Here is a 22,216-nt window from a genome sequence, read left to right as displayed (position 1 = left end):
TTTCTTCCAGTAGCGAGGATTTTGGCGAAACCTATACTTTATCAATTTCGAACTGCGGCGCTCGTCGTTCCGACGCCGGCCCGTAAAGGGCGAGGCCGGCGGCGCGCAGCGGGTAAGGCGACAAGTATAATAAAAACCGCAGTTTGCCATAAACATAGGCGAGACGCCTGTAGAAAGCTCGGCTTCTGCTCTGATTTTTCGCAACATTCTTGCACCAAATTGTCATACAAAGCGCTATTCTTAGTGCAGAATTTTTTGTCCCACCACAAGGAGTGGATCATGTCATCTGCAGCAACATCACAAAACAACGCATTTCTGACAGAGCTGGCGCGGCTGGTTGGCTCCTCGCACCTGCTAACCGATCCGGCCAAAACCCAACGCTATCGCAAAGGGTTCCGCTCCGGCCACGGCGACGCGCTGGCCGTGGTCTTTCCCGGAACGCTGCTGGAACTCTGGCGGGTGCTGAGCGCCTGCGTGGAGGCCGATAAAATTATTCTCATGCAGGCGGCGAATACCGGCCTCACCGAAGGCTCCACCCCCAACGGCAACGATTACGATCGCGAGATCGTGATTATCAGCACCCTGCGCCTCGACAAGCTGCATCTGCTGGGTAAAGGCGAGCAGGTGCTGGCCTTCCCGGGCACCACGCTCTATTCGCTGGAGAAGGCGCTGAAGCCGTTTGGCCGCGAGCCGCACTCGGTGATTGGCTCCTCCTGCATCGGCGCATCGGTCATCGGCGGCATCTGCAATAACTCCGGCGGCTCGCTGGTTCAGCGCGGCCCGGCCTATACCGAGATGTCGCTGTTTGCGCAGATTGATGAGCAGGGCAAGCTGCGCCTCGTTAACCATCTGGGCATCGACCTCGGCACCACCCCGGAGCAGATCCTCAGCAGCCTCGACGACGAGCGCATTAAAGATGAAGACGTCCTTCACGACGGCCGCCACGCCCACGATCATGATTACGTCACCCGCGTACGCGACGTCACCGCCGACACGCCGGCGCGCTACAACGCCGACCCCGACCGCCTGTTTGAGTCCTCGGGCTGCGCCGGCAAGCTGGCGGTGTTTGCCGCCCGCCTCGACACCTTCCCGGCGGAGAAGCGCCAGCAGGTATTCTATATCGGCACCAACCAACCGGCGGTGCTAACGGAAATCCGCCGCCATATTCTTGCTGAATTTAACAACCTGCCGGTGGCCGGGGAATATATGCACCGCGATATCTACGATATCGCCGAGCGCTACGGCAAGGACACCTTCCTGATGATCGACAAGCTCGGCACCGACAAAATGCCGTTCTTCTTCACCATGAAGGGCCGCACCGACGCGATGCTGGAGAAGGTGCCGCTGTTTAAGCCGCACTTCACCGACCGCTTCATGCAAAAGATCGGTCACGTTTTCCCGGCGCACCTGCCGGAGCGAATGAAAACCTGGCGCGATAAATATGAGCATCACCTGCTGCTGAAGATGGCGGGCGACGGCGTCGAGGAAGCCCAGGCGTGGCTGACGGAGTACTTTAAACAGGCCGAGGGCGATTTCTTCGTCTGCACGGCGGAAGAAGGCAGCAAGGCGTTCCTGCACCGCTTCGCCGCGGCGGGTGCCGCCATCCGCTACCAGGCCGTTCACGCCGACGAGGTGGAGGATATTCTGGCGCTGGATATCGCCCTGCGCCGCAACGACACCGAGTGGTTTGAGCATTTGCCGGCCGAAATCGACGACCAGCTGGTCTATAAGCTCTACTACGGTCACTTTATGTGCCACGTCTTCCACCAGGACTACATCGTTAAGAAAGGCGTGGATGCCCACGAGCTGAAGGAGAAAATGCTGGTGCTGCTAAAAGCGCGCGGCGCGCAGTATCCCGCCGAGCACAACGTCGGGCATCTTTACGAAGCGCCGGAGAGCTTAAAGCAGTTCTACCGCCAGAACGACCCGACCAACAGCATGAACCCGGGGATCGGCAAAACCAGCAAGCAAAAATACTGGGGCGAGCGCCGGGAGAGCGACGGCAGCGCCTCGTAGGCGCAGAGGCTAACCGCGAACTTCTTCGGCCTGACCTCGCCCGCGTGCGGCCGGGCCGAAGAACGATCCCTGCCGGGGCTATTCATCTACCGGGGTTATGTATTACGCTGCATGCCGAAGAAAACGCGTCCCCGGTAAACCTGGCTTAAGGAGCCCCACCATGTCCGAAGCGGATATGTTACACAGCGCTGAATTAGAAATCCGCGAAGCCCTGCCCGATGATGCTCACGCCATCGCCGCGCTGTACGTCTGGCACGTCCTCAACGGGCGCGCCTCCTTTGAAGATATTCCCCCCACCGTCGACGAAATGCGCAAGCGGATTAAAACCGTACGCGACAACGGCCTTCCGTGGCTGGTGGCGCTGTGGCGTGGGTCCATCGTCGGCTACTGCTACGCCACCTTTTACCGCCCTCGCCCGGCCTATCGCTACACCCTTGAAGAGTCGATTTACGTCGAATCAGGCATGGGCGGACGCGGCATCGGCAGCGCCCTGCTGTCGCAGCTCATCGCGAAGTGCGAGCAGGGGCCGTGGCGGCAGATGCTGGCGATCATCGGCGACGGACACAATAACGCCGGTTCGCTGGCGATCCACAAAAAATTTGGCTTTAGCGTGGCGGGGCAGCTGCGCAGCGTGGGCTACAAGATGGGCGACTGGCGGGATACGCTGATTATGCAGCGCCGGCTCGGCGACGGCGATCTGACGATCCCGGAGTAGATGTGGGCGAGAACCCGCAGCGGCGTCGCCTGCGGGGAGAGCGCAAAAGCGCCGGGACGGGCAATCCCCGAGCCGGCGCTTTGGGCAAAGCCTGGCGTCCGATTAATCGTTCTGCGCGGTCTGCGCGCCGCCTTTCAGCATCGCATCCGCCATCTGCGCTTCGCGCTGCTTTTTATAGCTCAGAGCCGAAGCCGGAACCGGCATCACCTTCCCGGTCTCAATCCACGTCCGCAGGCGGCTGGCGTCGGCAAAGTGCGTATATTTGCCGAACGCATCCATCACCACCAGCGCCACCGGGCGCTGATTAATCACCGTGCGCATGATCAGGCAGTGGCCCGCGGCGTTGGTAAAGCCGGTTTTGGTCAGCTGAATATTCCAGTTATCGCGATACACCAGGTGGTTGGTGTTGCGGAACGGCAGCGTGTAGGCCGGCTGGGCGAACGTGGCCATATCCTCTTTGGTGGTGCTCAGCTGGCCAATCAGCGGATACTGCTCGGTCGCAATCAGCAGCTTAGTCAGATCGCGCGCGGTCGAGACGTTATGGATCGACAGGCCGGTCGGCTCGACGTAACGGGTATGGGTCATGCCCAGCGCCTGCGCCTTGGCGTTCATCGCGCGAATAAAGGCGTCATAGCCGCCGGGATAATGGTGGGCGAGGCTCGCGGCGGCGCGGTTTTCTGAAGACATCAGCGCCAGCAGCAGCATGTTGCGGCGGCTGATTTGGCTGTTCAGGCGCACGCGTGAATAGATCCCCTTCATTTCCGGGGTATGGCTGATGTCCACGCTCAGCATCTCATCCAGCGGCAGATGGGCATCAAGGACCACCATGGCGGTCATCACTTTGGTGATGGAGGCCATCGGGCGAACCAGATCCGGCTGGCTCTGGTAGACAATTTTTTTACTCGCAAGATCGACAATCATCGCGCTACCGGAAGCGATATCCGGCTGCATGGCGTGAACGGTCGCGGGGGTTTTTGCTATCGCCTGGGGCGCAAAAGGAACAGCCAGCAGCAAAGTCAGGCTGAGCAAAGAAACTCGAAATTTCGGCATGGTGAGCATTCTGAAAAGTATTTTTGCACGTTGATACGTACGCTGCGGCGCTGAAGCAAAAACGACGCTGGCGGGAGCAATCATACCGCGCCACGGCCGCGCCTGGCTAATAAGAATAGTGAGCAAATGCTGCATTGCCAGCATAAAAATCCATTTATGCTGGCAATGTACGTTGTTAGAACAGCCGGTATCCGTAGCCCCACAGGATAACGGTTATCGCCAGCAGCACTTCCAGCACCAGCACCCCGATTGCGAGGGTGGAGCTGGCAAAGCTTAGCCCCTCTTCACGATTGATACTCAGGAAGGTTGGGATCCCGAGATAGAGCAGGTAGCCGGTGTAAAACAGCGCCACCGTGCCGACAAACGCGCACAGCCACACCAGCGGATAGAGCGCCACGATCCCGCTTAAAAACAGCGGCGTCGCGACGTAGCCGGCAAACACCATGCAGCGTTTTAGCGAGGGCCGCTGCGGATAGCTTCTCGCCATCCACCAGATGACCCGCCCCATCACCGCCACCCCGGCGAGCATCACGGCATAAAACAGCACCGCGAGCGCCAGCCCGGTGAACAGCGACGGTTTTATCACGGTGCCATCGCCGAAGTTCCAGCCCAGCTGCGTGGTACCAATAAACGCGCAGATAACCGGAACCGCCGCCATGATCAGCACGTGGTGCGTGTAGTGATGCGAAATCGTTTCGTTTTCGCTCTTGATAACGCTCATCTCTTGATTCGGATGAGAGAAGAGTCCCCAGACATGGTTCATAGCGTCCCCCTTGTCACGGCTTCGTACAGCAGTGATACAAGTATAATTCACCCTGAGAGATTATTTTGCGTACAGCGATAAAAAGGCACTTAACCTCATTTTAAGCGCCAGGGTGTATGCTTAGGCTTTAGGGTAAAAACGTCGCGTCATTCAGGACGGTTAAGAGTGGCGGCCGGGCCTGGCACAGGCCGCGCGCCGGCGCTGCCGGAAAGATGCCGCGAGGAGGGAGAATTTTTTGTATGGATATCAATAACCTGATTTCCCATTATGGCTACGCTGCGCTGGTCATCGGCAGCATAGCGGAAGGCGAAACTATCACCCTCCTTGGCGGAGTGGCGGCGCATCAGGGCCTGTTGAAGTTTCCGCTGGTGGTCGTCTCCGTGGCGCTTGGCGGAATGATTGGCGATCAGCTGCTGTATCTGCTGGGCAGGCATTTTGGCGGCCGGCTGCTGCGGCGCTTTTCCCGCCAGCAGGCGCGGATCCGCAAAGCGCAGCGCATGATCCAGCGACGCCCCTATCTGTTCGTCATCGGGACGCGCTTTATGTACGGCTTTCGCATCATCGGCCCGCTGCTGATCGGCGCCAGCCGCCTGCCGCCGAAGGTCTTTCTGCCGCTCAATATCCTCGGCGCGATCGTCTGGGCGCTGCTGTTTACCACCCTCGGCTATCTGGGGGGAGAAGCCATTGGCCCGTGGCTGCATCATCTTGACGGTCATCTCAAGCACGCAGTCTGGCTGATCCTTGCGGTTGTGCTGGTGTTCGCCGCGCACTGGTGGCTGAAGCGCCGCGAGGCGCAAAGGAAAGAGTAGACGGGCACCCCGGCCGACGTCGTCGTCGCCGGGGAAAACGGGATTACTTCGCGGCCTGGCGGTAGCCGCCGCCCAGCGCGGAGGTCAGCTGAATGTTGGCGTCCAGCCACTGACCGTGCAGGCGCAGCGCGGAAATCCGCTCTTCGAGCGCCGGCAGCTTCGCCATACTCACTTTCGAACCCGGCAGGATCCCGGCGTTCATCCGCGCCTGCGCCAGATCCACCATCCGCCCGGCGTCTTTTTCGACCTGCTGCTGCTGCTGATTTTTCTCCATCAGGGTCTCTACCTGGCTCGCCGCCTTCGCTACCTGATTCACCGCGTCAACGACCGCTTTGTTATACTTTGCCACCGACAGATTGTTCTGCGCGCTGACGATATCCAGGTTAGCGTTCAGGCGTCCGCTATCAAAGACAGGCAGCGTCAGGCCCGCTGAGAGCCCCATCTGCTGCGCCGAGTGGCGGAACAGATCGCTTAAGTGCAGGGCATCCTGCTGCAGGAAGCCCATCAGGTTAATATCCGGATAGAACGCCGCTTTCGCCGCATCCACCTCGCTTAAAGAGGCTTCGATATACCAGTGCGCCTCCTGCAGATCCGGGCGGCGCGCCAGCAGCTCGTAGCCCAGCTCGGTCGGCATCTGCGTGCTGACGGCGGGCAGAGGCGCCGGACGGAGGTTCAGCGCCCGGCTCTGGCCGTTGGTTAAGGCCATCAGACGCGCCTCAATCTCCTTCATGCTGCCGGTGACATCGGCCAGCTGCTGATCGGTTTTGCTGACGTTGATATCGTTCTCCGCTCCCTCAACCGAGTTGGTGATCCCACGCTGGTACAGCGCGCGATCGACGCTGACGATATTGTTCTGCTCATCCTTCAGCTGCTGCAGTACGTTTTTCACCGCCGCCTCGGTCTGCCACTGCCAGTAGAGGCGCGCCACGCTGCTTGCCAGCAGCTCCCGGGTTTGCGCCTGCTCGGCTATCTGCGCCTTCACTTCGCCGATGCGGGCCTTCACCAGCGCGCGATTTTTCCCCCACAGATCCAGATCCCAGCCCGCCGTCAGGCCGAAAGTGCCGTTGGTGTACCACGGCCCGGTGTTGCCATCGGTATCGGTCGCGAAAGGCCCCATCAGCCCCTCCGAGGACATTTTCTGCCGCTCAACGTTGGCGGAGAAGTCCATCTCCGGGCCAAGGTTGGCCTGCGACATCCGCGCCTGGGCTTCCGCCAGCTTTATCCGCTGGTCGGCAATCTGCATATCCGGCGCGTTGGCTAAGGCGCGCTGAATCAGGCCGTTCAGCTGCGGATCGCGGTACTCTTGCCACCAGCTGTCGTGCGGCCAGCCGTTTTTCACGCTGGCAGGCAGCTCCGTTGCCACATGGGAGGCAGGGGTCTGCTGCTGCGGCGCGGTGCCGGTATCGTGTGACGGCGCGCAGCCGGCCAGCGCAATGACCAGGGGCAGCCCGGCGATAACGCGTTTGCTCAGATTCAGGTTCATGAGATAGGTCAGATGACTTAATAAGGTCGGTTATAATAAATTAATTGCCTTCGCGCCGTTAAGTAAAGCGTGTGGCTTGCCAAATCATATGGTTAAAAATAAATAAATGAATTCACGGAGTGAACATGAGCCAGAATATTTACGATGATCCGCGCTTTTTCGCCGGCTACGCGACCCTCGACCGTTCGGTAAAGGGCCTTGACGGCGCGCCGGAGTGGCCCGCCATTCAGCAGATGTTGCCGCCGCTATCCGGCCTGCGGGTGGTCGATCTCGGCTGCGGCTACGGCTGGTTCTGCCGCTGGGCTCGCGACCAGGGCGCGGCGCAGGTGAGCGGGCTGGATATCTCCAGCCGCATGCTCGAACGCGCGCGCGAAATGAGCGAGGGTCAGGATATTGACTACCGCTGCGCCGATCTGCAGACCCTGACGCTGCCCGCCAACGGCTGCGAGCTGGTCTACAGCTCGCTGGCCCTGCACTATCTGCCGGACGTGGCCCCGCTGTTCGCCACCGTTTATCAGGCGTTAACCCCCGGCGGCACGCTGCTCTTTTCCGCCGAGCATCCGGTCTACACCGCGCCGCTGCGTCAGGGCTGGCAGGAAGATGCCGCGGGGCAAAAAAGCTGGCCGGTCAGCCACTATCAGCAGGAGGGTGAGCGCATCAGCAACTGGTTTGCCGATGGGGTAAAAAAACAGCACCGCAAGCTCGCCAGCTGGATAAACCTGCTGGTTGCCGCCGGCTTCGTGATTGAACATCTTGACGAATGGGGCCCGACGGCGGCGCAAATTGCCGCCCAGCCGGGCCTCGATGAAGAAAAAGAACGGCCGATGATCTTTTTACTGCGCGCGCGTAAGCCGGCGTAACCGGCTGGCGGCCCGGAGCGGCTTACTCTTTCAGGCTGGCGCCGTTGCTGGCAATAACCTCTTTATACCAGCTAAAGCTCTTCTTCCTGCTGCGCGCCAGCGTACCTTTCCCCTCGTCGTCACGATCGACGTAAATAAAACCGTAGCGCTTGGAGAGCTCGGCCTTCGAGGCGCTCACCAGGTCGATGGGCCCCCAGCTGGTGTAGCCCATCAGCTCGACGCCGTCGTCGATAGCCTCCCGCGCCTGCAGCAGATGATCGTTCAGGTAGGCGATGCGGTAGTCATCGTTGATGCTGCCGTCCGCTTCAACCTTGTCCTTCGCGCCGAGGCCGTTTTCCACGATAAACAGCGGCTTTTGATAGCGATCCCACAGGACGTTAAGCAGCGTGCGCAGGCCCAGCGGGTCGATTTGCCAGCCCCACTCCGAGCTCGCGAGGTGCGGGTTGGGCACCATGCTGAGAATGTTACCGCGCGCCTTTTTATTCAGCTCCTCGTCGGCGGTCACGCAGCCGGTCATGTAGTAGCTAAAGGAGATAAAATCGACGGTCTCCTTCAGCGCCGCGCGGTCGGCGTCGGTTATCTCAAGGCTGATATCCTGCTCGCGGAAATAGCGCAGCATATAGCCCGGATAGGCGCCACGGCACTGCACGTCGCCGAAGAACTGCCAGCTGCGGTTCTGCTGCAGGGTCTCAAAGATATCTTCAGGACGGCAGCTGAGCGGATACATCAGGCCGCCGAGCAGCATATTGCCGATTTTCCCGTCTTCGACTATCTCATGGCAGGCCTTAACCGCCAGCGCGCTTGCCACCAGCTGATGATGTATCGCCTGGTAGACCGCCGCCTTGCTGCTGCCCTCCGGCAGGCCGACGCCGGTCATCGGCGCATGCAGGGACATGTTGATTTCGTTAAAGGTGAGCCACAGCTTGACCTTATGCTGATAGCGGGCAAACACCGTGCGCGCATAGCGCTCAAAGAAGCCGATGACCTCGCGCCCGCCCCAGCCGCCGTAGTTTTTCACCAGCGCCCACGGCATTTCGTAATGCGACAGCGTCACCAGCGGGGTGATGTTGTGCTGCGCCAGCTCATCAAACAGCCGGTCATAAAAAGCCAGTCCGGCTTCGTTCGCTTCGCTATCGTCGCCGTTGGGGAAAATGCGCGTCCAGGCAATCGACACCCGCAGGCAGTTAAAGCCCATCTCCGCGAACAGGCTGATATCTTGCGGATAGCGGTGGTAGAAGTCGATGGCGATATCCTTGATGCCGCTGTCGCCGGCCACGCGTTCAACCACGTCGCCAAATACGCCGTGCGGCTGAACGTCTGACGTCGACAGCCCCTTCCCCTCTTCAAGATACGCCCCTTCCACCTGGTTTGCCGCGGTCGCGCCGCCCCATAAAAATGTTTTTGGGAATGTCTTCATCTCTCTCTCCTGTGATTAATGGCTGACGGACAGCAGCGGCTGGCCGGCGTCAACCACGCTGCCAGATACAATATCAACGCTGCGATAGCCGTCGCTGTTACTGATAATAATCGGGGTTGCCAGGTCATAGCCGGCATCCAGAATCGCCTGGCGATCGAACTCCAGCAGCAGGTCACCGGCCTGCACCCTGTCCCCTTCCTTCACGTGGGCGGTAAAGGGCTCGCCGTTGAGCTTAACGGTGTCGATACCGACGTGGATCAGCAGCTCAATGCCGCTGTCGCTGAGCAGGCCAATCGCGTGTTTAGTCTGGAATAGGGAGGCCACTTCGCCAGAGAACGGGGCGATGACCTTGCCGGTGGCGGGAATAATCGCCACGCCCTGCCCCAGCAGACCGCTGGCGAAGGTGCCGTCGGGAACCTTCTCCAGCGCCAGAACGCTGCCGGACATCGGGGCCAGAATATCGTTTTCGCCTGCCGGAGCGGTGACGACGGCGGCCTCCCCGGCGCCGCTCTTCGGCATCCCGGCGACAAAGGTCAGCACGCAGGAGATAACCAGCGCGGCAACGATACCGATCGCGCCGCCCCACAGGGTGGCGTCAATGCCCTGCGGCGGGATCATCTGCGCAAGGGTGAAAATGTTGGCAAAACCGAAGGAGTAAACGTGGGTGTTGCTAAAACCGACAATCGCCCCGCCGATCGCCCCGGCCACGCAGCCGAAGATAAACGGCCGACGCAGCGGCAGGTTCAGGCCGTAGATAGCCGGTTCGGTGACGCCAAAAATCCCGGCAGAGATAGCCGACCCGGCCAGCACCTTCTGCCGCGCGTCGCGGCTGCGCAGGAAAATCCCCAGCGCGGCCCCCACCTGCCCCATCACCGCCGGCAGCAGCATCGGCAGCATAGAATCCTGACCGAGCACCGCCAGGTTATTGATCATCAGCGGCACCAGCCCCCAGTGCAGACCAAAGATCACGCACACCTGCCACAGGGCGCCCATTGCGGCCCCTGCCAGCCACGGCGCAACCGCGTAGATAATCTGGTAACCGTGGGCCAGCAGCTGGCTCAGCCAGGTGGCAACCGGGCCGATAGCCAGGAAGGTCAGCGGCACCACCACCGCCAGGCAAATAGCCGGGGTGAAGAAGTTTTTCATCGCTGCCGGCAGCACCGCGTTGCTGCGCCGCTCCAGCCAGCAGCTGGCCCACGAGGCGAGAATGATCGGGATAACCGACGAGCTGTAGTTGATAAAGGTCACCGGAATGCCGAGGAAATGCGCCGCCCCGGCTCCCGATACCTGGCTGGTCTCAAAGGCCTGAATCATCAGCGGGTGGGTTAACGCCCCGCCGATAACCATGGTGATAAACGGATTGCCGCCAAACTTTTTGCCGGCGGTATAGCCTAAAAAGAGCGGGAAGAAGAAGAACAGCGAGTCGCTGGCGGCAAACCAGATCTGATACGTCGCCTGCTGCGGAGCCAGCCAGCCGCACACCACCGCCAGCGCCAGCATGCCCTTAAGGATCCCCGACGCCGCCAGGACGCCGATAAACGGGGTAAAGATGCCGGACACCACGTCAATAACCTGACCGAGAACCGAGGTTTTCTCGCCCGTTTCCGCCGCCGGCTCGCTGTCGTCGGTCAGCCCGGCTTCGCTGCGCACCGCCTGCCAGACGTCGTGAACGTGGTTGCCGATCACCACCTGAAACTGGCCGCCGCTTTCGACCACCATAATGATGCCCGGATTCATCTTCAGCCCTTCCGCGTCCGCTTTTTTATTCTCTTTAAGCTTAAAGCGCAGCCGTGTAGCGCAGTGAACCAGACTCACAATATTCTCTTTGCCACCAACCCGGCTAAGAATATCCTGCGCGAGTGCTTTATATTCCATGCTGTTTTCCTTGACTTCAGCCGCCCGCGGGCGGTCCGTGACTGAGTGTTAAAATAAAAAAAACCCGAGAACAACGCCGGATGGCGTCGCGCTCAGGTTTTGCCTGCGTTATGCAGTAACAATCCAATTTTTGGTCGCTGGAGGCTAACGCCCCTCTTTTCTTACCCGTTCAATATGAATGGCAAGAAACATAATCTCTTCCGTCGTCAGCTGCCGCTGATAGCTTTTCTGCAGATGTCGAGCCACGGTTTCCGCACACTTCCACGCCCTGGGGTAGTTGTCCTTCACCGCGCTGTGCAGCGTCACGTCATCATCTTCCACCACCGTGCGGGTCAGCATCCGCTGGGCGAAGAACTTCAGGTGGGTAACAAAGCGCTGGTAGCTTAACGACTCTTCGTCATAGTTCAGCTGCAGCTGATACTTCACCAGCTGCAGAATTTCCTGCATCACCCGGGTGACGTGCATCACTTCCGGCATTTCGCTGTTGAGCTGGGCGGTAACCAGATGCAGGGCAATAAACCCGGCCTCGTCTTCGGCAAGCTCAACGCCGAGCCGCCGGGCAATAATCGCCCGCGCCTCCTGCCCCAGCTCAAACTCTTTCGGATACAGCCGCTTAATTTCCCACAGAAGGACGTTGCGGATGGTCACGCCGTTTTTCTGCCGCTCAATGGCGAAGTGGCAGTGATCGGTCAGGGTGATGTACAGGCTCTCCTGCAGTTTGCCCAGCCGCCCGCGCGCCAGCTCAATAATTCGGTCGCAGGTGGTCATCACTTCCAGCGGTATCTGGCTGAGTAACTCCCCCAGGCGGCCCACCAGCTCATCGCTGTGCAGCGCGAAGACCTTTTCAATTTTACTTTCATCCAGCGAGTCGCCGACGCGTTTCTGAAAGGCGAGCCCTCGCCCCATTACGACCTGCTCGCGCTGCTGCTCGTCGAGAATAACCACCACATTGTTATTAAGAACTTTGGCGATTTGCATATGAACCCCGGAAACAAAAAAACCTGACCCCCGACAAATGCCAGGAAATCAGGTTTTGCCTGCCTAAGCAGTAGCAATCCAACTCCAGCACTGTAGCAACTTCTTTCTTTGTCTCAACTACCCAGGCAGAGAAACGTGATACAGATCGCGGCTAACAGCGTATCGCCGCGGCGTTTTTTAGAAAGTGACCACCGTTTTCCACTCCACCACCCACGCATCCTGGGTCTCTGCGACGCCGCCGGGACGGTGCCAGTACTGCAGGCCTGGCTGCAGCTCGAGCCAGGAAATTGGGCGGAAGCGGTAATAGAGTTCGGCGTTCAGCGAATGTCCGGCCACCGGCTGATAGCTGGCATCATAGTAGTCCGTGGCACCGCTGATTTGGTTCATATAGCGCTGATTGCGGGCGTAGCTGTCGCTCATATCCATCCAGGTCAGGCCAAAGCCGATCCAGTCCGCCGGTCGGGCGTCAAACAGGCCGCGATAGCGCATCGAGGCGGCCACGGCGGTATGAATATAGTTGCTGCGCTGGTCGCTGTAGCTGCCGCTCAGCGACAGGCTCATGCCGCGCTCAGGATCGTCGGCGTGCCGGGTGACCTGCTGGTTGAGCCCGCCGTACAGGAACCAGGTCCGGTTATGCTGAGCATAGCCGTCGGGGTCCGTCGCGCCGGGGCCGCCGGATTTGCCGTAATAGAGATCGCTCTGCGGCGCGTTGGTGAACAGCACGCCAAGGTTATAGGCGCCAGGCAGGTCGTTAATCGTCGGGCGAGCCTCAATTTCCAGCGGCAGCAGCACGCCTTTACTGCCCTTCGTCGACCAGCTCCACGCATGGCTGCGGGAAGCGGCCTGCGGGTTCTGCTCCATCACTCCCCCTTTCAGGGTGAGCGTCGGCATCAGCTTATATTCGAAGGTGGTCCCCCAGGTATGCACGTTCCAGTTATTCCACGTCAGCGAGTTGGCGGATTTGCCGCCGCACTGCGAGAGCAGCTGGAAGTCGCAGGGAATGATCTGATCGAACGTCTGCACTTTGTTCATCATGCCGATTCGCCAGGTCAGGCGCCGGTCGTCAAAGCTGCGGGCGAAGGTGAGCCAGCCGAGGCGGGTAATGGACTGCCCGCCCCAGCTCTCCTGGGAGAGATCGTTAAAGTTAACCCGCGGATCCTGCAGCCGCCTGGTGGTCAGATTGTCGTCGTGGTTACGGTTGACGATATTCCCTTCGATGCGCGCGTCGGGGATCCCGGTCCAGCGCTCAAGATCCTGGTTAAAGGTCAGCGCCAGCTGGTCGATATAGGCCAGATGCTTATCATGGTTGTAGCCGCCGCCGGCGTTATAGCCCATTTCATTGAGATAGCCGAGGTTATAATTAAATCCCAGATCGGTAAGTATCGGGCGAATGCCTGCCATATCACCCAGCAGACCTTTTTGCGGGTTTTCAAAACCTAACACGCTACCGTTCCACGCCGGCGGTTGCGCAGCCAAGGCCGCCGGCGTCAATAGTGAAAATGCCAGCAGAGAGAACAGGCGATTTATTTTTTTGTCGTTCATAGATATATCCAACCTGACTGAGTAAAGGTAATAGCTGTCCGCAGGCAATAAAATTGCCCGTTTTTAATTTATTTTTTTATTTTTGGAAAAAGGGGCGTTGTCGGTCATTAAACCGCTTAGCCGCACCGCACCTTTATTTACAACTAATTGTTTTATTTAATAATTAAATTCCCCATAAATTGAAGGCAAAAAAAAACCTAAGCACTCCCCACCACGACTGGCGGAAGTGCTTAGGTTTTGCCTGTAATCAGTAGCAACCCTGAATATTAGAACGGCACAATATCACTCCCTTAGTGAAATTCCCATCAGCAGAAACTTCCTAAGTAATAATCTGTGAGCGAATTAACACTCCTGAGATTAATAGCGGGCGATAGCGGCGGCAATTTCGGCAGAGGTTTTTAGGGTACGGATCTCATTAAATACCCCCAGCGCTTCGGTATATTCTTTACGTAAATAGCTGAGCCACTGCTTGATGCGGGCTACGTGATAGAGGCCGGTATCGCCCTGCTTTTCCAGACGGGTATATTTTTGCAGCAGCAGCACGACCTGCGGCCACGGCATCCGCGGTTCGTTGTATTTTATCACCCGGCTTAAGTTCGGCACGTTCAGCGCTCCCCGGCCGATCATCACCGAGTCGCAGCCGGTGGCCGCCAGGCACGCCTGCGCGCTTTTCCAGTCCCAGATTTCGCCGTTGGCCACCACCGGGATCGTCAGGCGGCGGCGGATCTCGCCGATCGCCTGCCAGTTGATGCTCTCCGCCCTGTAGCCCTCTTCTTTGGTGCGTCCGTGAACCACCAGCTCGCTGGCGCCCGCCTGCTGTACGGCGTCGGCAATTTCAAACCGCCGCTCGCCGCTGTCCCAGCCGAGGCGCACTTTTACGGTCACCGGCAGGTGGTCAGGCACCGCTTCACGCATGGCCTTCGCGCCGCGATAAATCAGCTCCGGATCCTTCAGCAGCGTCGCGCCGCCGCCGCTGCCGTTAACCAGCTTTGACGGGCAGCCGCAGTTCAGGTCAACGCCCCACGAGCCGAGCTCCACCGCCCGGGCGGCGTTCTCCGCCAGCCACTGCGGATACTGCCCGAGCAGCTGCACGCGCACGCGGGTTCCGGAGGGCGTCCGGCTGTGGTGATGCAGCTCCGGGCAGAGTCGGTAAAACGATTTTGCCGGCAGCAGCTGGTCCACCACGCGCAAAAATTCGGTGATGCACAGATCGTAATCGTTGACTTCGGTCAGCAGCTCGCGCACCAGCGAATCGAGCACGCCTTCCATCGGCGCCAGTAATACCCGCATATTGTTATTCATTGCCCGGAAAAAAAGAGGCGCTATGTTAGCGCCTCTCCGTGCCGGTTAAAAGGGCTCCGTGCGGGTTTTCCCGCCGCCGGCGCCGCGGTGGCCTGCGCTAGCACGGCTGCAGGCAGTTATCCTCCTTCCAGCCGTACAGCCACTCGATGCCGCGATAGAACTCAGCCTGGGTTTTGCCCTTCCACAGCAGGTTGCGTACCTGGCGTTCGACGCCTGCGGCATGGTAGATCCGCCCCATTTCCCGAGTTGACCAGACGATGCGCGCGGTGCGCGGAATTCGCACCGATTCATACAGCGCAAACGCGCGGGCGGCATCGCCGTCGCAGTGCGCCAGCGCTTTGCCAAGGGTGACCGCATCCTCCAGCGCCATGCAGGCGCCCTGGGCCATATACTGCGCCACCGGATGGGCCGCGTCGCCGACCAGAGTGATACGCTCGTTGCCCCACTTCTCGACCGGTTCGCGATCGGCGGTGGACCAGCGGCGCCACGAGGTGGGTTTATCCAGCATCTGCCTCGGGCGCGGATGGATCCCCTGGAAGTAGGAGAGCACCTCCTCTTTGCTGCCGTCGCGTACGCCCCACTCCTCCTGCTGGCGGCTGTGGAACGTCACCACCAGGTTATACTGCTTACCGCCGCGCAGCGGGTAGTGCACCAGATGGCAGTGCGGCCCGGCCCACAGCACCGGCGCGTTGATGCGCAAATCCTCCGGCATATCCGCCGCTTCCACCACCGCCCGGTACACCACGTGGCCGGTGACCCGCGGCGTGTCGTCCAGCAGGCTCCGGCGAACCGCCGACTTCACGCCGTCACAGCCGATCAGGATATCCGCGGCCCAGCCGTTGCCGCGATCGTCATAGACCGTCACCTCGTCGGCGCTCTGGCGAATATCAACCACCTGGGTTGAGGTGCGGTACTCGACGTCGGGATGGGTTAACGCCGCTTCCCAGACGGTGGCGTGAATATCCGCCCGGTGGATAACCGCGTAGGGGCCGCCAAAATGGTCGCGGAAGGCCTGCCCGGTTTTAATCTGCACCACCTCTTCGCCGTTCACCGCATCCATCATGGTGATGTGATCGGTGAAGACGGCACGCTGGCGGGCAATTTCGCCCACGCCCAGGCTATCCAGCGCCGAAAAGGCGTTGGGGCCAAGCTGGATGCCGGCGCCAATTTCGCCGATCTCACGGGCCTTCTCCAGCAGCATCACCTTGATGCCCTGGCGCGCCAGGGAGAGCGCCGTCGCCGCGCCGCCAATTCCCCCGCCGACAATCGTTGCTCGCGTCACTTTCGCCATGCTCTGTCCCCCTAAGCCGGAATTTTGTCTTGTTGATTTTCCGGCGCGGCGGCGATAAACGCCGGAAGCCGGGTACAGGCGTCATAGACCGCCTGGCAGCGCGGATAGTGGCTCAGGTCGCAGCCCATGCGCTGGGCGTTGGCCCACTGCGGCACCAGGCAGCAGTCGGCCAGCGTCGGCGTCTCGCCGACGCAGAACGCGCCGGACCGGGCGTGGCGCAGCAGCTGCTCCACCGCGCCGAGCCCCTGCTGGACCCAGTGCGCATACCAGCGCTGTTTGTCCTCTTCGCTCACCTTCAGCTCATCGCTAAGGTAGCGCAAAACGCGCATGTTATTAATCGGATGAATATCGCAGGCGATGGCGTAGACGATCTCCAGCACCCGCATCCGCGCCGGATCCTGCTGGGGCAACAGCGGCGTCTGCGGATAGTGCCGGTCGAGCCAGTCGGCGATCGCCAGCGACTGGCCCAGGGATTCGCCCTCGTCGGTCATCAGCGTAGGCACCAGCCCGACCGGATTCAACCGTCGGTACTCGAGGGCGTTTTGCTGGCCGATACGAATATTGACGCCCACGCTCTGGTAGGCGATCCCCTTCAGCGCCAGGGCGATACGCACCCGGTATGAAGCGGAGCTATTGAAAAAACTGTATAGCTTCATCGCTCACCTCATACCACGCGCACGGCGATGGGCGTCAGGCCATCCACGCCGCCGCTAATCACATCCCCTTTCACTACCGCGCCAACGCCTTCCGGGGTGCCGGTGAAAATCAGGTCGCCGGGCTGCAGCTCGAAGAAGCCGGAGAGATAGCTGATGGTTTCGTTAACCGACCAGATCAGATGGCGAATATCGCTGCGCTGATGGTCTTCGCCGTTCACCTGCAGCCAGATCGCCGCCTCATTGACCGTCACGCTATCCGCTCTGTGCAGCGGCGCAACCGGCGCGGAGAGATCGAACGCCTTGCCGATTTCCCACGGACGCCCCATCTGGCGCATCTCCATCTGGCGGTCGCGGCGGGTCATATCGAGGCCGGTCGCGTAGCCCCAGATATAGTCGTGAGCCTGCTCCAGCGGAATATCGCTGCCGCGCTTGCCGATCGCCACCACCAGCTCGATTTCGTAGTGGTAGTTGTCCGTCTGCGCCGGATAGGGCAAATCGAGGGTTTCGCCTGCGGCCACCGCCACCACCGCATCGGCCGGTTTACAGAAGAAAAACGGCGGCTCGCGGTCCGGGTCAAAGCCCATTTCACGGGCGTGAGCGGCATAGTTACGCCCCACGCAGTAGACGCGGCGCACGGGAAACTGTTCATCGCTGCCGACAACGGGAACGGTAACCGGGGCCTGGGGAGCAAAAACGTATTGAGTCATGATCGAGTCCTTATGATTAGTAGCGCGCTTCGCGGAACAGGCCGAGGGTTTCCTGGACCGGGCGGTCCGAGAAGCTGAATAACACCGTCTCCTGCGCTGCGGTGAAAGAGACGCCGTGCCAGGTCGGCACCACGAAGATGTCTTTCGCCTGGAAGGTAAAGGTTTGCTCGCCGACGGTAACCTGCCCGCTCCCTTCGACGACGTGGTAGATAGTGCTGTCGGTGGTTTTCGCGGTCCGCGAGCTAAAGCCTTTAGGCAACAGCTGCAGGAACGCGCCCATTGACGGCATCGGGTAGCCGCCGGTGAGCGGATTGACGTAGCGCATTTTGTAGCCGTCCCACTCGTCGGCGGCCCCCATGTTTGTCAATTCATGCAGCGCATCGCGGCTGCGGTCATAGCGATAGTTAAAGATCGGCGAGGAGTTGCCCACCTGGTGGCGCAGCGGCAGCATATTGGCGGCGTAGCGCGGCAAATAGTCGCCCTCCTTGCGGGTGACCGGCTGCTGATCCTCAGGGTAATCTTCGGCAAAGCCGCAGCCCAGATAGTTCACCAGCGGCAGGTCGAGGCCGTCGAGCCAGATAACCGGCTCATCGCCGGGGTTGCCGTGGTCGTGCCAGCGCCACTGCGGAGTGAGAATAAAGTCGCCGGGACGCATCGCCGTCCGCTCGCCGTCGACGGCGGTGAAGGCCCCTTCGCCCTCCACGACAAAGCGCAGCGCCGACTGATTATGCCGATGGCTCGGCGCCACCTCGCCGGGCATGATCAGCTGCAAACCCGCATACAGCGAGGAGGTAATAGAGGAGTGGCCGCGCAGGGCCGGGTTCTCCAGCACCAGCACCCGACGCACCGCTTCTTTAGCGCCAATCAGCCGGCCGCTTTCCAGCAGCAGCGGGCGAATTTCCTGATAATTCCAGTAGGCCGGCGCGCAGTTGGCGTTCGGCGTTTTCGGCACCAGATGATGCAGCGACTCCCACAAAGGCGTCAGGTTCTGGCCCGATATATGCTCGTAAAACTGCTGGCGACCGCCGGGAACTTCCGTTGCGTGCTGAGACATGATTGTTCTCCTTATTTATTCACGATGCCCGCGGAGGGCAGCGCGTCGGGTACGGTAATCGGATTGCGGACCACCAGGGTCAGCAAAATCAGCATTCCTGCGCTAATCGCGGCCGGAACGGCGATGACGAAAAACAGGGTATCGAATGAGAAATTCATCGCCATCATCATGCCGCCGGAGAGAGATCCGACGATGGCTCCGCAGCGGCCGACGGCGTTTGACCAGCTGACGCCGGTGGCGCGGCTCTGGGTCGGATAGAGCGTGGCCGTCAGCGCGTTAAGACCCACCTGCGAACCGCTGACGCCAATCCCGGTGCCGAAAATCGCCAGCGCCATCAGCCACAGGCCATTCTCGCTAAGGCCAATCATCACGATGCAGACCGCGCCCAGGCAGTAGCTCAGCGCCAGCACCCGATACGGATTGAAGCGATCCATTAGTATGCCGAGCAGCAGCGCGCCGAAGGTGCCGCCAATCTGGAAAGCGGCGGTGACCCATGAGGCATGCTGCAGGTCGATGCCGCGATGGTTGAGCAGCGTCGGCATCCAGCTGGAAAGCAGGTAGATAATCAGCAGGCTCATAAAGAACACCACCCACAGCATCAGGGTAATGGGCAGCTGGCGGCCAACGAACAGCTGGCCGATGCTGCCTTTGGCGCCGGTGGCCGGTTCATCCAGCCAGAAATGGGTGTGCTCATAGCGCTCGCCGGTAATGGCGCCGACGGTCTTCGCAATCACCGGCTGCGGCAGCCGGCGGCGGATCTGCCAGCGCGGGGATTCCGGCAGCACCGCCAGCAGCGCCGCGGCCAGCAGCAGAGGCAGAACGCCGCCTAGCGCCAGGATGCCGTGCCAGCCAATCTGCGCCACCAGCTGGGCGCTGACCACGCCGCCTAATGCCGAACCGAGGGTAAAGCCGCAAAACATCAGGGTCACCAGCGCGCCGCGCCGCCGGGCGGGCAGATACTCCGAGGTCATGGTAATGGTGTTCGGCATCGCCCCGCCGAGGCCAAGGCCGGTGAGGAAGCGCAGGATAACCAGCGTCTCAAGGTCGGGGGAAAAGGCCGAAAGCAGGCTAAACAGGCCAAATAGCGCGACGCAGAACTCAATGACCCGCTTGCGACCGAAGCGGTCGGAAAGCGGACCGCACAGCAGAGCGCCGGCGGTTAAGCCCAGCAGGCCTGCGCCAAACAGCGGCGCGAGCTCGCTGGCGCTGAGCTGCCAGTGGGCGCGAATATCGGGGGCGATAAAACCAATGGCGGCGGTATCAAAACCGTCGAGCATGACCACCAGAAAACAGCAGATAATCACGCGCCACTGCCGGGCACCTATCGGAGCGGCGTCCAGCAGCGTTTGCAATTCACGTCGTTGAGTCATCGTTATGCCTCAGTGTAGGGAGGAGGAGATGTTGTATTTATTTCTTTTATGTTGCGATTTTGTAACCCAGGCGATGAAATGTACAATGGTATCTCGGGCATAGACATAACCTGGAGGTTATAGCTAATGGCAAACTGGACGCAAAAACTGAAGCTGCATCATCTGCAAATGCTGGTGGCGCTCGGCGAGCAGGGCAACCTGACGCAGGTGGCGAAAATGATGAATATTACCCAGCCCGCGCTCTCTAAATGGCTGACTCAGTTTGAAGAAGAGGTCGGCATGCTGCTGTTCGAACGCCATAGCAAAGGCCTACGCCCCTCCGAAGGCGGCAAGCTGCTGCTGCAGCACGCCCAGAGGCTGATCAACGATATGTCCCGCTCGCAGTATGAGATCGAGCGCTTTAAACAGGGCGGGCTGGTGGGTAGCCTGATGATCGGCTGTTCGCCGGTGGCCACCGACTGCGTTGCGCTGGCCATTCTCTCGCTGCTCAAGGAGATGCCGAGCCTGCATCTGAACATTGAGGAAAAGGTGATGACCCCCCTGCTTCACGATCTGCTCTCCGGAGTGGTGGACGTCGTGGTGGGACGGGTGGGCGGACGGGCGCTGGAGCTGCCGCTTAACTATCGGGTGCTGTACACCGAGCCGGTGTGCTTCGTCGCCCGCCCCGATCACCCGCTGGCGCAGATGCCGAGCCTCGGCTGGGCCGACCTCGCCCACTGGCGCTGGATAGTCTGGCCAACCGGCACGCCGATCCGCCTGAGCATTGACAACGCCCTGGTGGATAACGGCGTTATGCTGCCGGAAAATACCATCGAGTCGGCGTCGATGAACGTCACCAGCAATCTGCTGCAAAGCAGCGATATGATCTCTATTCTTTCTTTACGTCTGGCTCAGCGCTTTGCCGAACAGCAGCAGCTGGCAATTCTTAATTTGCCGCGCATCGAACAAAAAGGTAGCGTCGGGGTATTCTGGCGAAAAAGTGAAACGCCATCGCTTGCCCTCAGCCGGTTTCTTGATTATTTATCGCAGGCATCGTAGCCGTGTCGCTGCCCGCGCGGGGCTTCCATTTATCTATCCCCGCTATGCGTATTATTCATGATGTGATCGGTAGCACATTTCTGGGTTTAATTGTATGATGAATGCGGTTCATCAAGGGTTATTACCATGAGTCAATCACTGATTATTATCTGGCAGTATCTGCGGGCTTTTGTGCTGATTTACGCCTGCCTGTACGCCGGGATTTTTATCGCCTCCCTGCTGCCCATCACCATCCCCGGCAGCATTATCGGGATGCTGATTTTGTTCGTCCTGCTGGCGCTGCAGATTATGCCGCCGAAGTGGGTTAATCCCGGCTGTAACGTGCTGATTCGCTATATGGCGCTGCTGTTCGTGCCCATCGGCGTGGGCGTAATGCAGTACTGGGATTTGCTCCGCGCTCAGCTCGGCCCGGTCGCCGTCTCCTGTACCATCAGCACGCTGGTCGTTTTTCTGGTTGTCAGCTGGAGCTCTCACCTGGTGCACGGCGAACGCAAAGTGGTCGGCCAAAAAGGAAGCAAAAATGATGCATGAAATCTGGTGGTCACTGCCGCTGACGCTGATCGTGTTTTTCCTCGCCCGCAGGCTGGCAGCGCGCTTTAAATTTCCGCTGCTCAACCCGCTGCTGGTGGCGATGGTGGTCATCATCCCTTTTCTGCTGCTGACCGGCATCTCCTACGATCGCTATTTTCAGGGCAGTAAGATCCTCAACGATCTGCTGCAGCCTGCGGTGGTGGCGCTGGCCTTTCCTTTATACGAGCAGCTCCACCAGATTCGCGCCCGCTGGAAATCGATTATTACCATCTGCTTTATCGGCAGCGTGGTGGCAATGGTCACCGGGACCACCGTGGCGCTGTTAATGGGCGCAACGCCGCAAATCGCCGCGTCGATCATGCCGAAATCGGTCACCACGCCGATTGCGATGGCGGTCAGCGGCAGCATTGGCGGTATTCCGGCAATCAGCGCGGTATGCGTTATCTTCGTCGGCATCCTCGGCGCGGTTTTCGGCCATACGCTGCTCAACCTGATGCGCATCCGCACCAAGGCCTCACGCGGCCTGTCGATGGGTACCGCCTCGCACGCGCTGGGCACCGCGCGCTGCGCGGAGCTGGATTACCAGGAGGGGGCCTTCAGCTCGCTGGCGCTGGTGCTGTGCGGAATTATTACCTCCCTGGTTGCGCCGTTTTTGTTCCCGGTCATTTTAGCCGTGGTGGGATAAATTGTGATTTAAGTCACATTTATTAATGCAACGTAATGGAGTTGCACAAACAATGAGATATTAATCACATATAC

General features: G+C 60.0%; 19 protein-coding genes and 1 pseudogene. 7 read left to right on the top strand and 13 right to left on the bottom strand.

Translation table 11 applies throughout. The features are described from left to right. Positions 1-279: 279 nt before the first annotated feature. Together dld and MMW58_RS09355 are read left to right on the top strand one after the other, a co-directional pair. Positions 280-2,016 carry a D-lactate dehydrogenase gene (gene dld, locus MMW58_RS09360; RefSeq protein WP_241723171.1) on the top strand — a complete coding sequence of 579 codons (1,737 nt, stop codon included), beginning with the start codon at positions 280-282 and terminating at the stop codon, positions 2,014-2,016. Between the two features lie 160 nt (positions 2,017-2,176). Further along, positions 2,177-2,731 (top strand): GNAT family N-acetyltransferase, encoded by a 555-nt coding sequence (locus MMW58_RS09355; RefSeq protein ID WP_041146457.1) that lies wholly within the window; start codon positions 2,177-2,179, stop codon positions 2,729-2,731. Positions 2,732-2,833: 102 nt separating this feature from the next. Here the strand turns inward: MMW58_RS09355 and pbpG are convergent, their stop codons facing one another. Then, positions 2,834-3,781, bottom strand: a complete 948-nt coding sequence (gene pbpG, locus MMW58_RS09350; protein ID WP_095100767.1) for a D-alanyl-D-alanine endopeptidase — start codon at positions 3,779-3,781, stop codon at positions 2,834-2,836. Positions 3,782-3,956: 175 nt separating this feature from the next. Continuing rightward, complete coding sequence (locus MMW58_RS09345) at positions 3,957-4,544, bottom strand: Yip1 family protein (RefSeq protein ID WP_045855849.1); 588 nt, start codon at positions 4,542-4,544, stop codon at positions 3,957-3,959. Between the two features lie 239 nt (positions 4,545-4,783). Here MMW58_RS09345 and MMW58_RS09340 point away from each other — a divergent pair, with 239 nt between their 5' ends. Further along, positions 4,784-5,353, top strand: coding sequence for a DedA family protein (locus tag MMW58_RS09340; RefSeq protein ID WP_159236711.1), 570 nt, complete (start codon positions 4,784-4,786; stop codon positions 5,351-5,353). Between the two features lie 43 nt (positions 5,354-5,396). Here the strand turns inward: MMW58_RS09340 and mdtQ are convergent, their stop codons facing one another. Then, positions 5,397-6,836 carry a multidrug resistance outer membrane protein MdtQ gene (gene mdtQ / locus MMW58_RS09335; RefSeq protein ID WP_241723170.1) on the bottom strand — a complete coding sequence of 480 codons (1,440 nt, stop codon included), beginning with the start codon at positions 6,834-6,836 and terminating at the stop codon, positions 5,397-5,399. A gap of 125 nt (positions 6,837-6,961) precedes the next feature. On the opposite strand from mdtQ, the gene MMW58_RS09330 reads away from it, so the two are divergent. Further along, positions 6,962-7,696, top strand: coding sequence for a class I SAM-dependent methyltransferase (locus MMW58_RS09330; protein WP_133599091.1), 735 nt, complete (start codon positions 6,962-6,964; stop codon positions 7,694-7,696). 22 nt (positions 7,697-7,718) lie between these two features. On the opposite strand, the gene MMW58_RS09325 is transcribed toward MMW58_RS09330, so the two are convergent. The 10 genes and pseudogenes from MMW58_RS09325 to mhbT all read right to left on the bottom strand — a co-directional run bounded on the left by MMW58_RS09325 (position 7,719) and on the right by mhbT (position 19,888). Beyond that, entirely contained in the window at positions 7,719-9,113 is a 1,395-nt protein-coding gene (locus MMW58_RS09325; RefSeq protein ID WP_241723169.1) for a glycoside hydrolase family 1 protein, read from the bottom strand. Between the two features lie 15 nt (positions 9,114-9,128). After that, a pseudogene (gene bglF, locus MMW58_RS09320) lies at positions 9,129-11,100 on the bottom strand (PTS beta-glucoside transporter subunit IIABC). Between the two features lie 32 nt (positions 11,101-11,132). After that, positions 11,133-11,966, bottom strand: coding sequence for a transcriptional antiterminator BglG (gene bglG, locus MMW58_RS09315; protein WP_045855861.1), 834 nt, complete (start codon positions 11,964-11,966; stop codon positions 11,133-11,135). A 177-nt stretch (positions 11,967-12,143) separates the two neighbouring features. After that, positions 12,144-13,508, bottom strand: a complete 1,365-nt coding sequence (locus MMW58_RS09310; protein WP_241723168.1) for a carbohydrate porin — start codon at positions 13,506-13,508, stop codon at positions 12,144-12,146. A gap of 357 nt (positions 13,509-13,865) precedes the next feature. Further along, positions 13,866-14,798 carry a tRNA dihydrouridine(16) synthase DusC gene (gene dusC, locus MMW58_RS09305; RefSeq protein ID WP_241723167.1) on the bottom strand — a complete coding sequence of 311 codons (933 nt, stop codon included), beginning with the start codon at positions 14,796-14,798 and terminating at the stop codon, positions 13,866-13,868. A 109-nt stretch (positions 14,799-14,907) separates the two neighbouring features. Next, complete coding sequence (locus MMW58_RS09300) at positions 14,908-16,101, bottom strand: 3-hydroxybenzoate 6-monooxygenase (protein ID WP_241723166.1); 1,194 nt, start codon at positions 16,099-16,101, stop codon at positions 14,908-14,910. Positions 16,102-16,112: 11 nt separating this feature from the next. Next, entirely contained in the window at positions 16,113-16,757 is a 645-nt protein-coding gene (gene maiA / locus MMW58_RS09295; protein WP_159236717.1) for a maleylacetoacetate isomerase, read from the bottom strand. Between the two features lie 8 nt (positions 16,758-16,765). Further along, a complete protein-coding gene (locus MMW58_RS09290) occupies positions 16,766-17,464 on the bottom strand; it encodes a fumarylacetoacetate hydrolase family protein (protein ID WP_133599103.1) in 699 nt (232 codons plus the stop codon). A gap of 16 nt (positions 17,465-17,480) precedes the next feature. After that, positions 17,481-18,518, bottom strand: coding sequence for a gentisate 1,2-dioxygenase (gene gtdA, locus MMW58_RS09285; protein ID WP_133599105.1), 1,038 nt, complete (start codon positions 18,516-18,518; stop codon positions 17,481-17,483). Between the two features lie 11 nt (positions 18,519-18,529). Next, the gene (gene mhbT / locus MMW58_RS09280; RefSeq protein WP_159236718.1) at positions 18,530-19,888 is read right to left on the bottom strand and encodes a 3-hydroxybenzoate transporter MhbT; all 1,359 of its coding nucleotides are present in this window, start codon (positions 19,886-19,888) and stop codon (positions 18,530-18,532) included. 126 nt (positions 19,889-20,014) lie between these two features. Between mhbT and MMW58_RS09275 the strand changes: the two genes are divergently transcribed. From MMW58_RS09275 to MMW58_RS09265, 3 genes are all read left to right on the top strand, one after another. Beyond that, a complete protein-coding gene (locus tag MMW58_RS09275; protein WP_041146471.1) occupies positions 20,015-20,926 on the top strand; it encodes a LysR substrate-binding domain-containing protein in 912 nt (303 codons plus the stop codon). A gap of 126 nt (positions 20,927-21,052) precedes the next feature. After that, a complete protein-coding gene (locus MMW58_RS09270; RefSeq protein WP_041146472.1) occupies positions 21,053-21,457 on the top strand; it encodes a CidA/LrgA family protein in 405 nt (134 codons plus the stop codon). Further along, positions 21,447-22,142, top strand: coding sequence for a CidB/LrgB family autolysis modulator (locus MMW58_RS09265; protein ID WP_045855868.1), 696 nt, complete (start codon positions 21,447-21,449; stop codon positions 22,140-22,142). Before MMW58_RS09270 ends, MMW58_RS09265 begins: the two co-directional genes overlap by 11 nt. Positions 22,143-22,216: the final 74 nt, after the last annotated feature.

Source organism: Klebsiella sp. HC6 (genome assembly GCF_022605325.1).
GTDB classification, from domain to species: domain Bacteria; phylum Pseudomonadota; class Gammaproteobacteria; order Enterobacterales; family Enterobacteriaceae; genus Klebsiella; species Klebsiella terrigena.
This window is presented reverse-complemented; position numbering and strand designations above follow the sequence as displayed.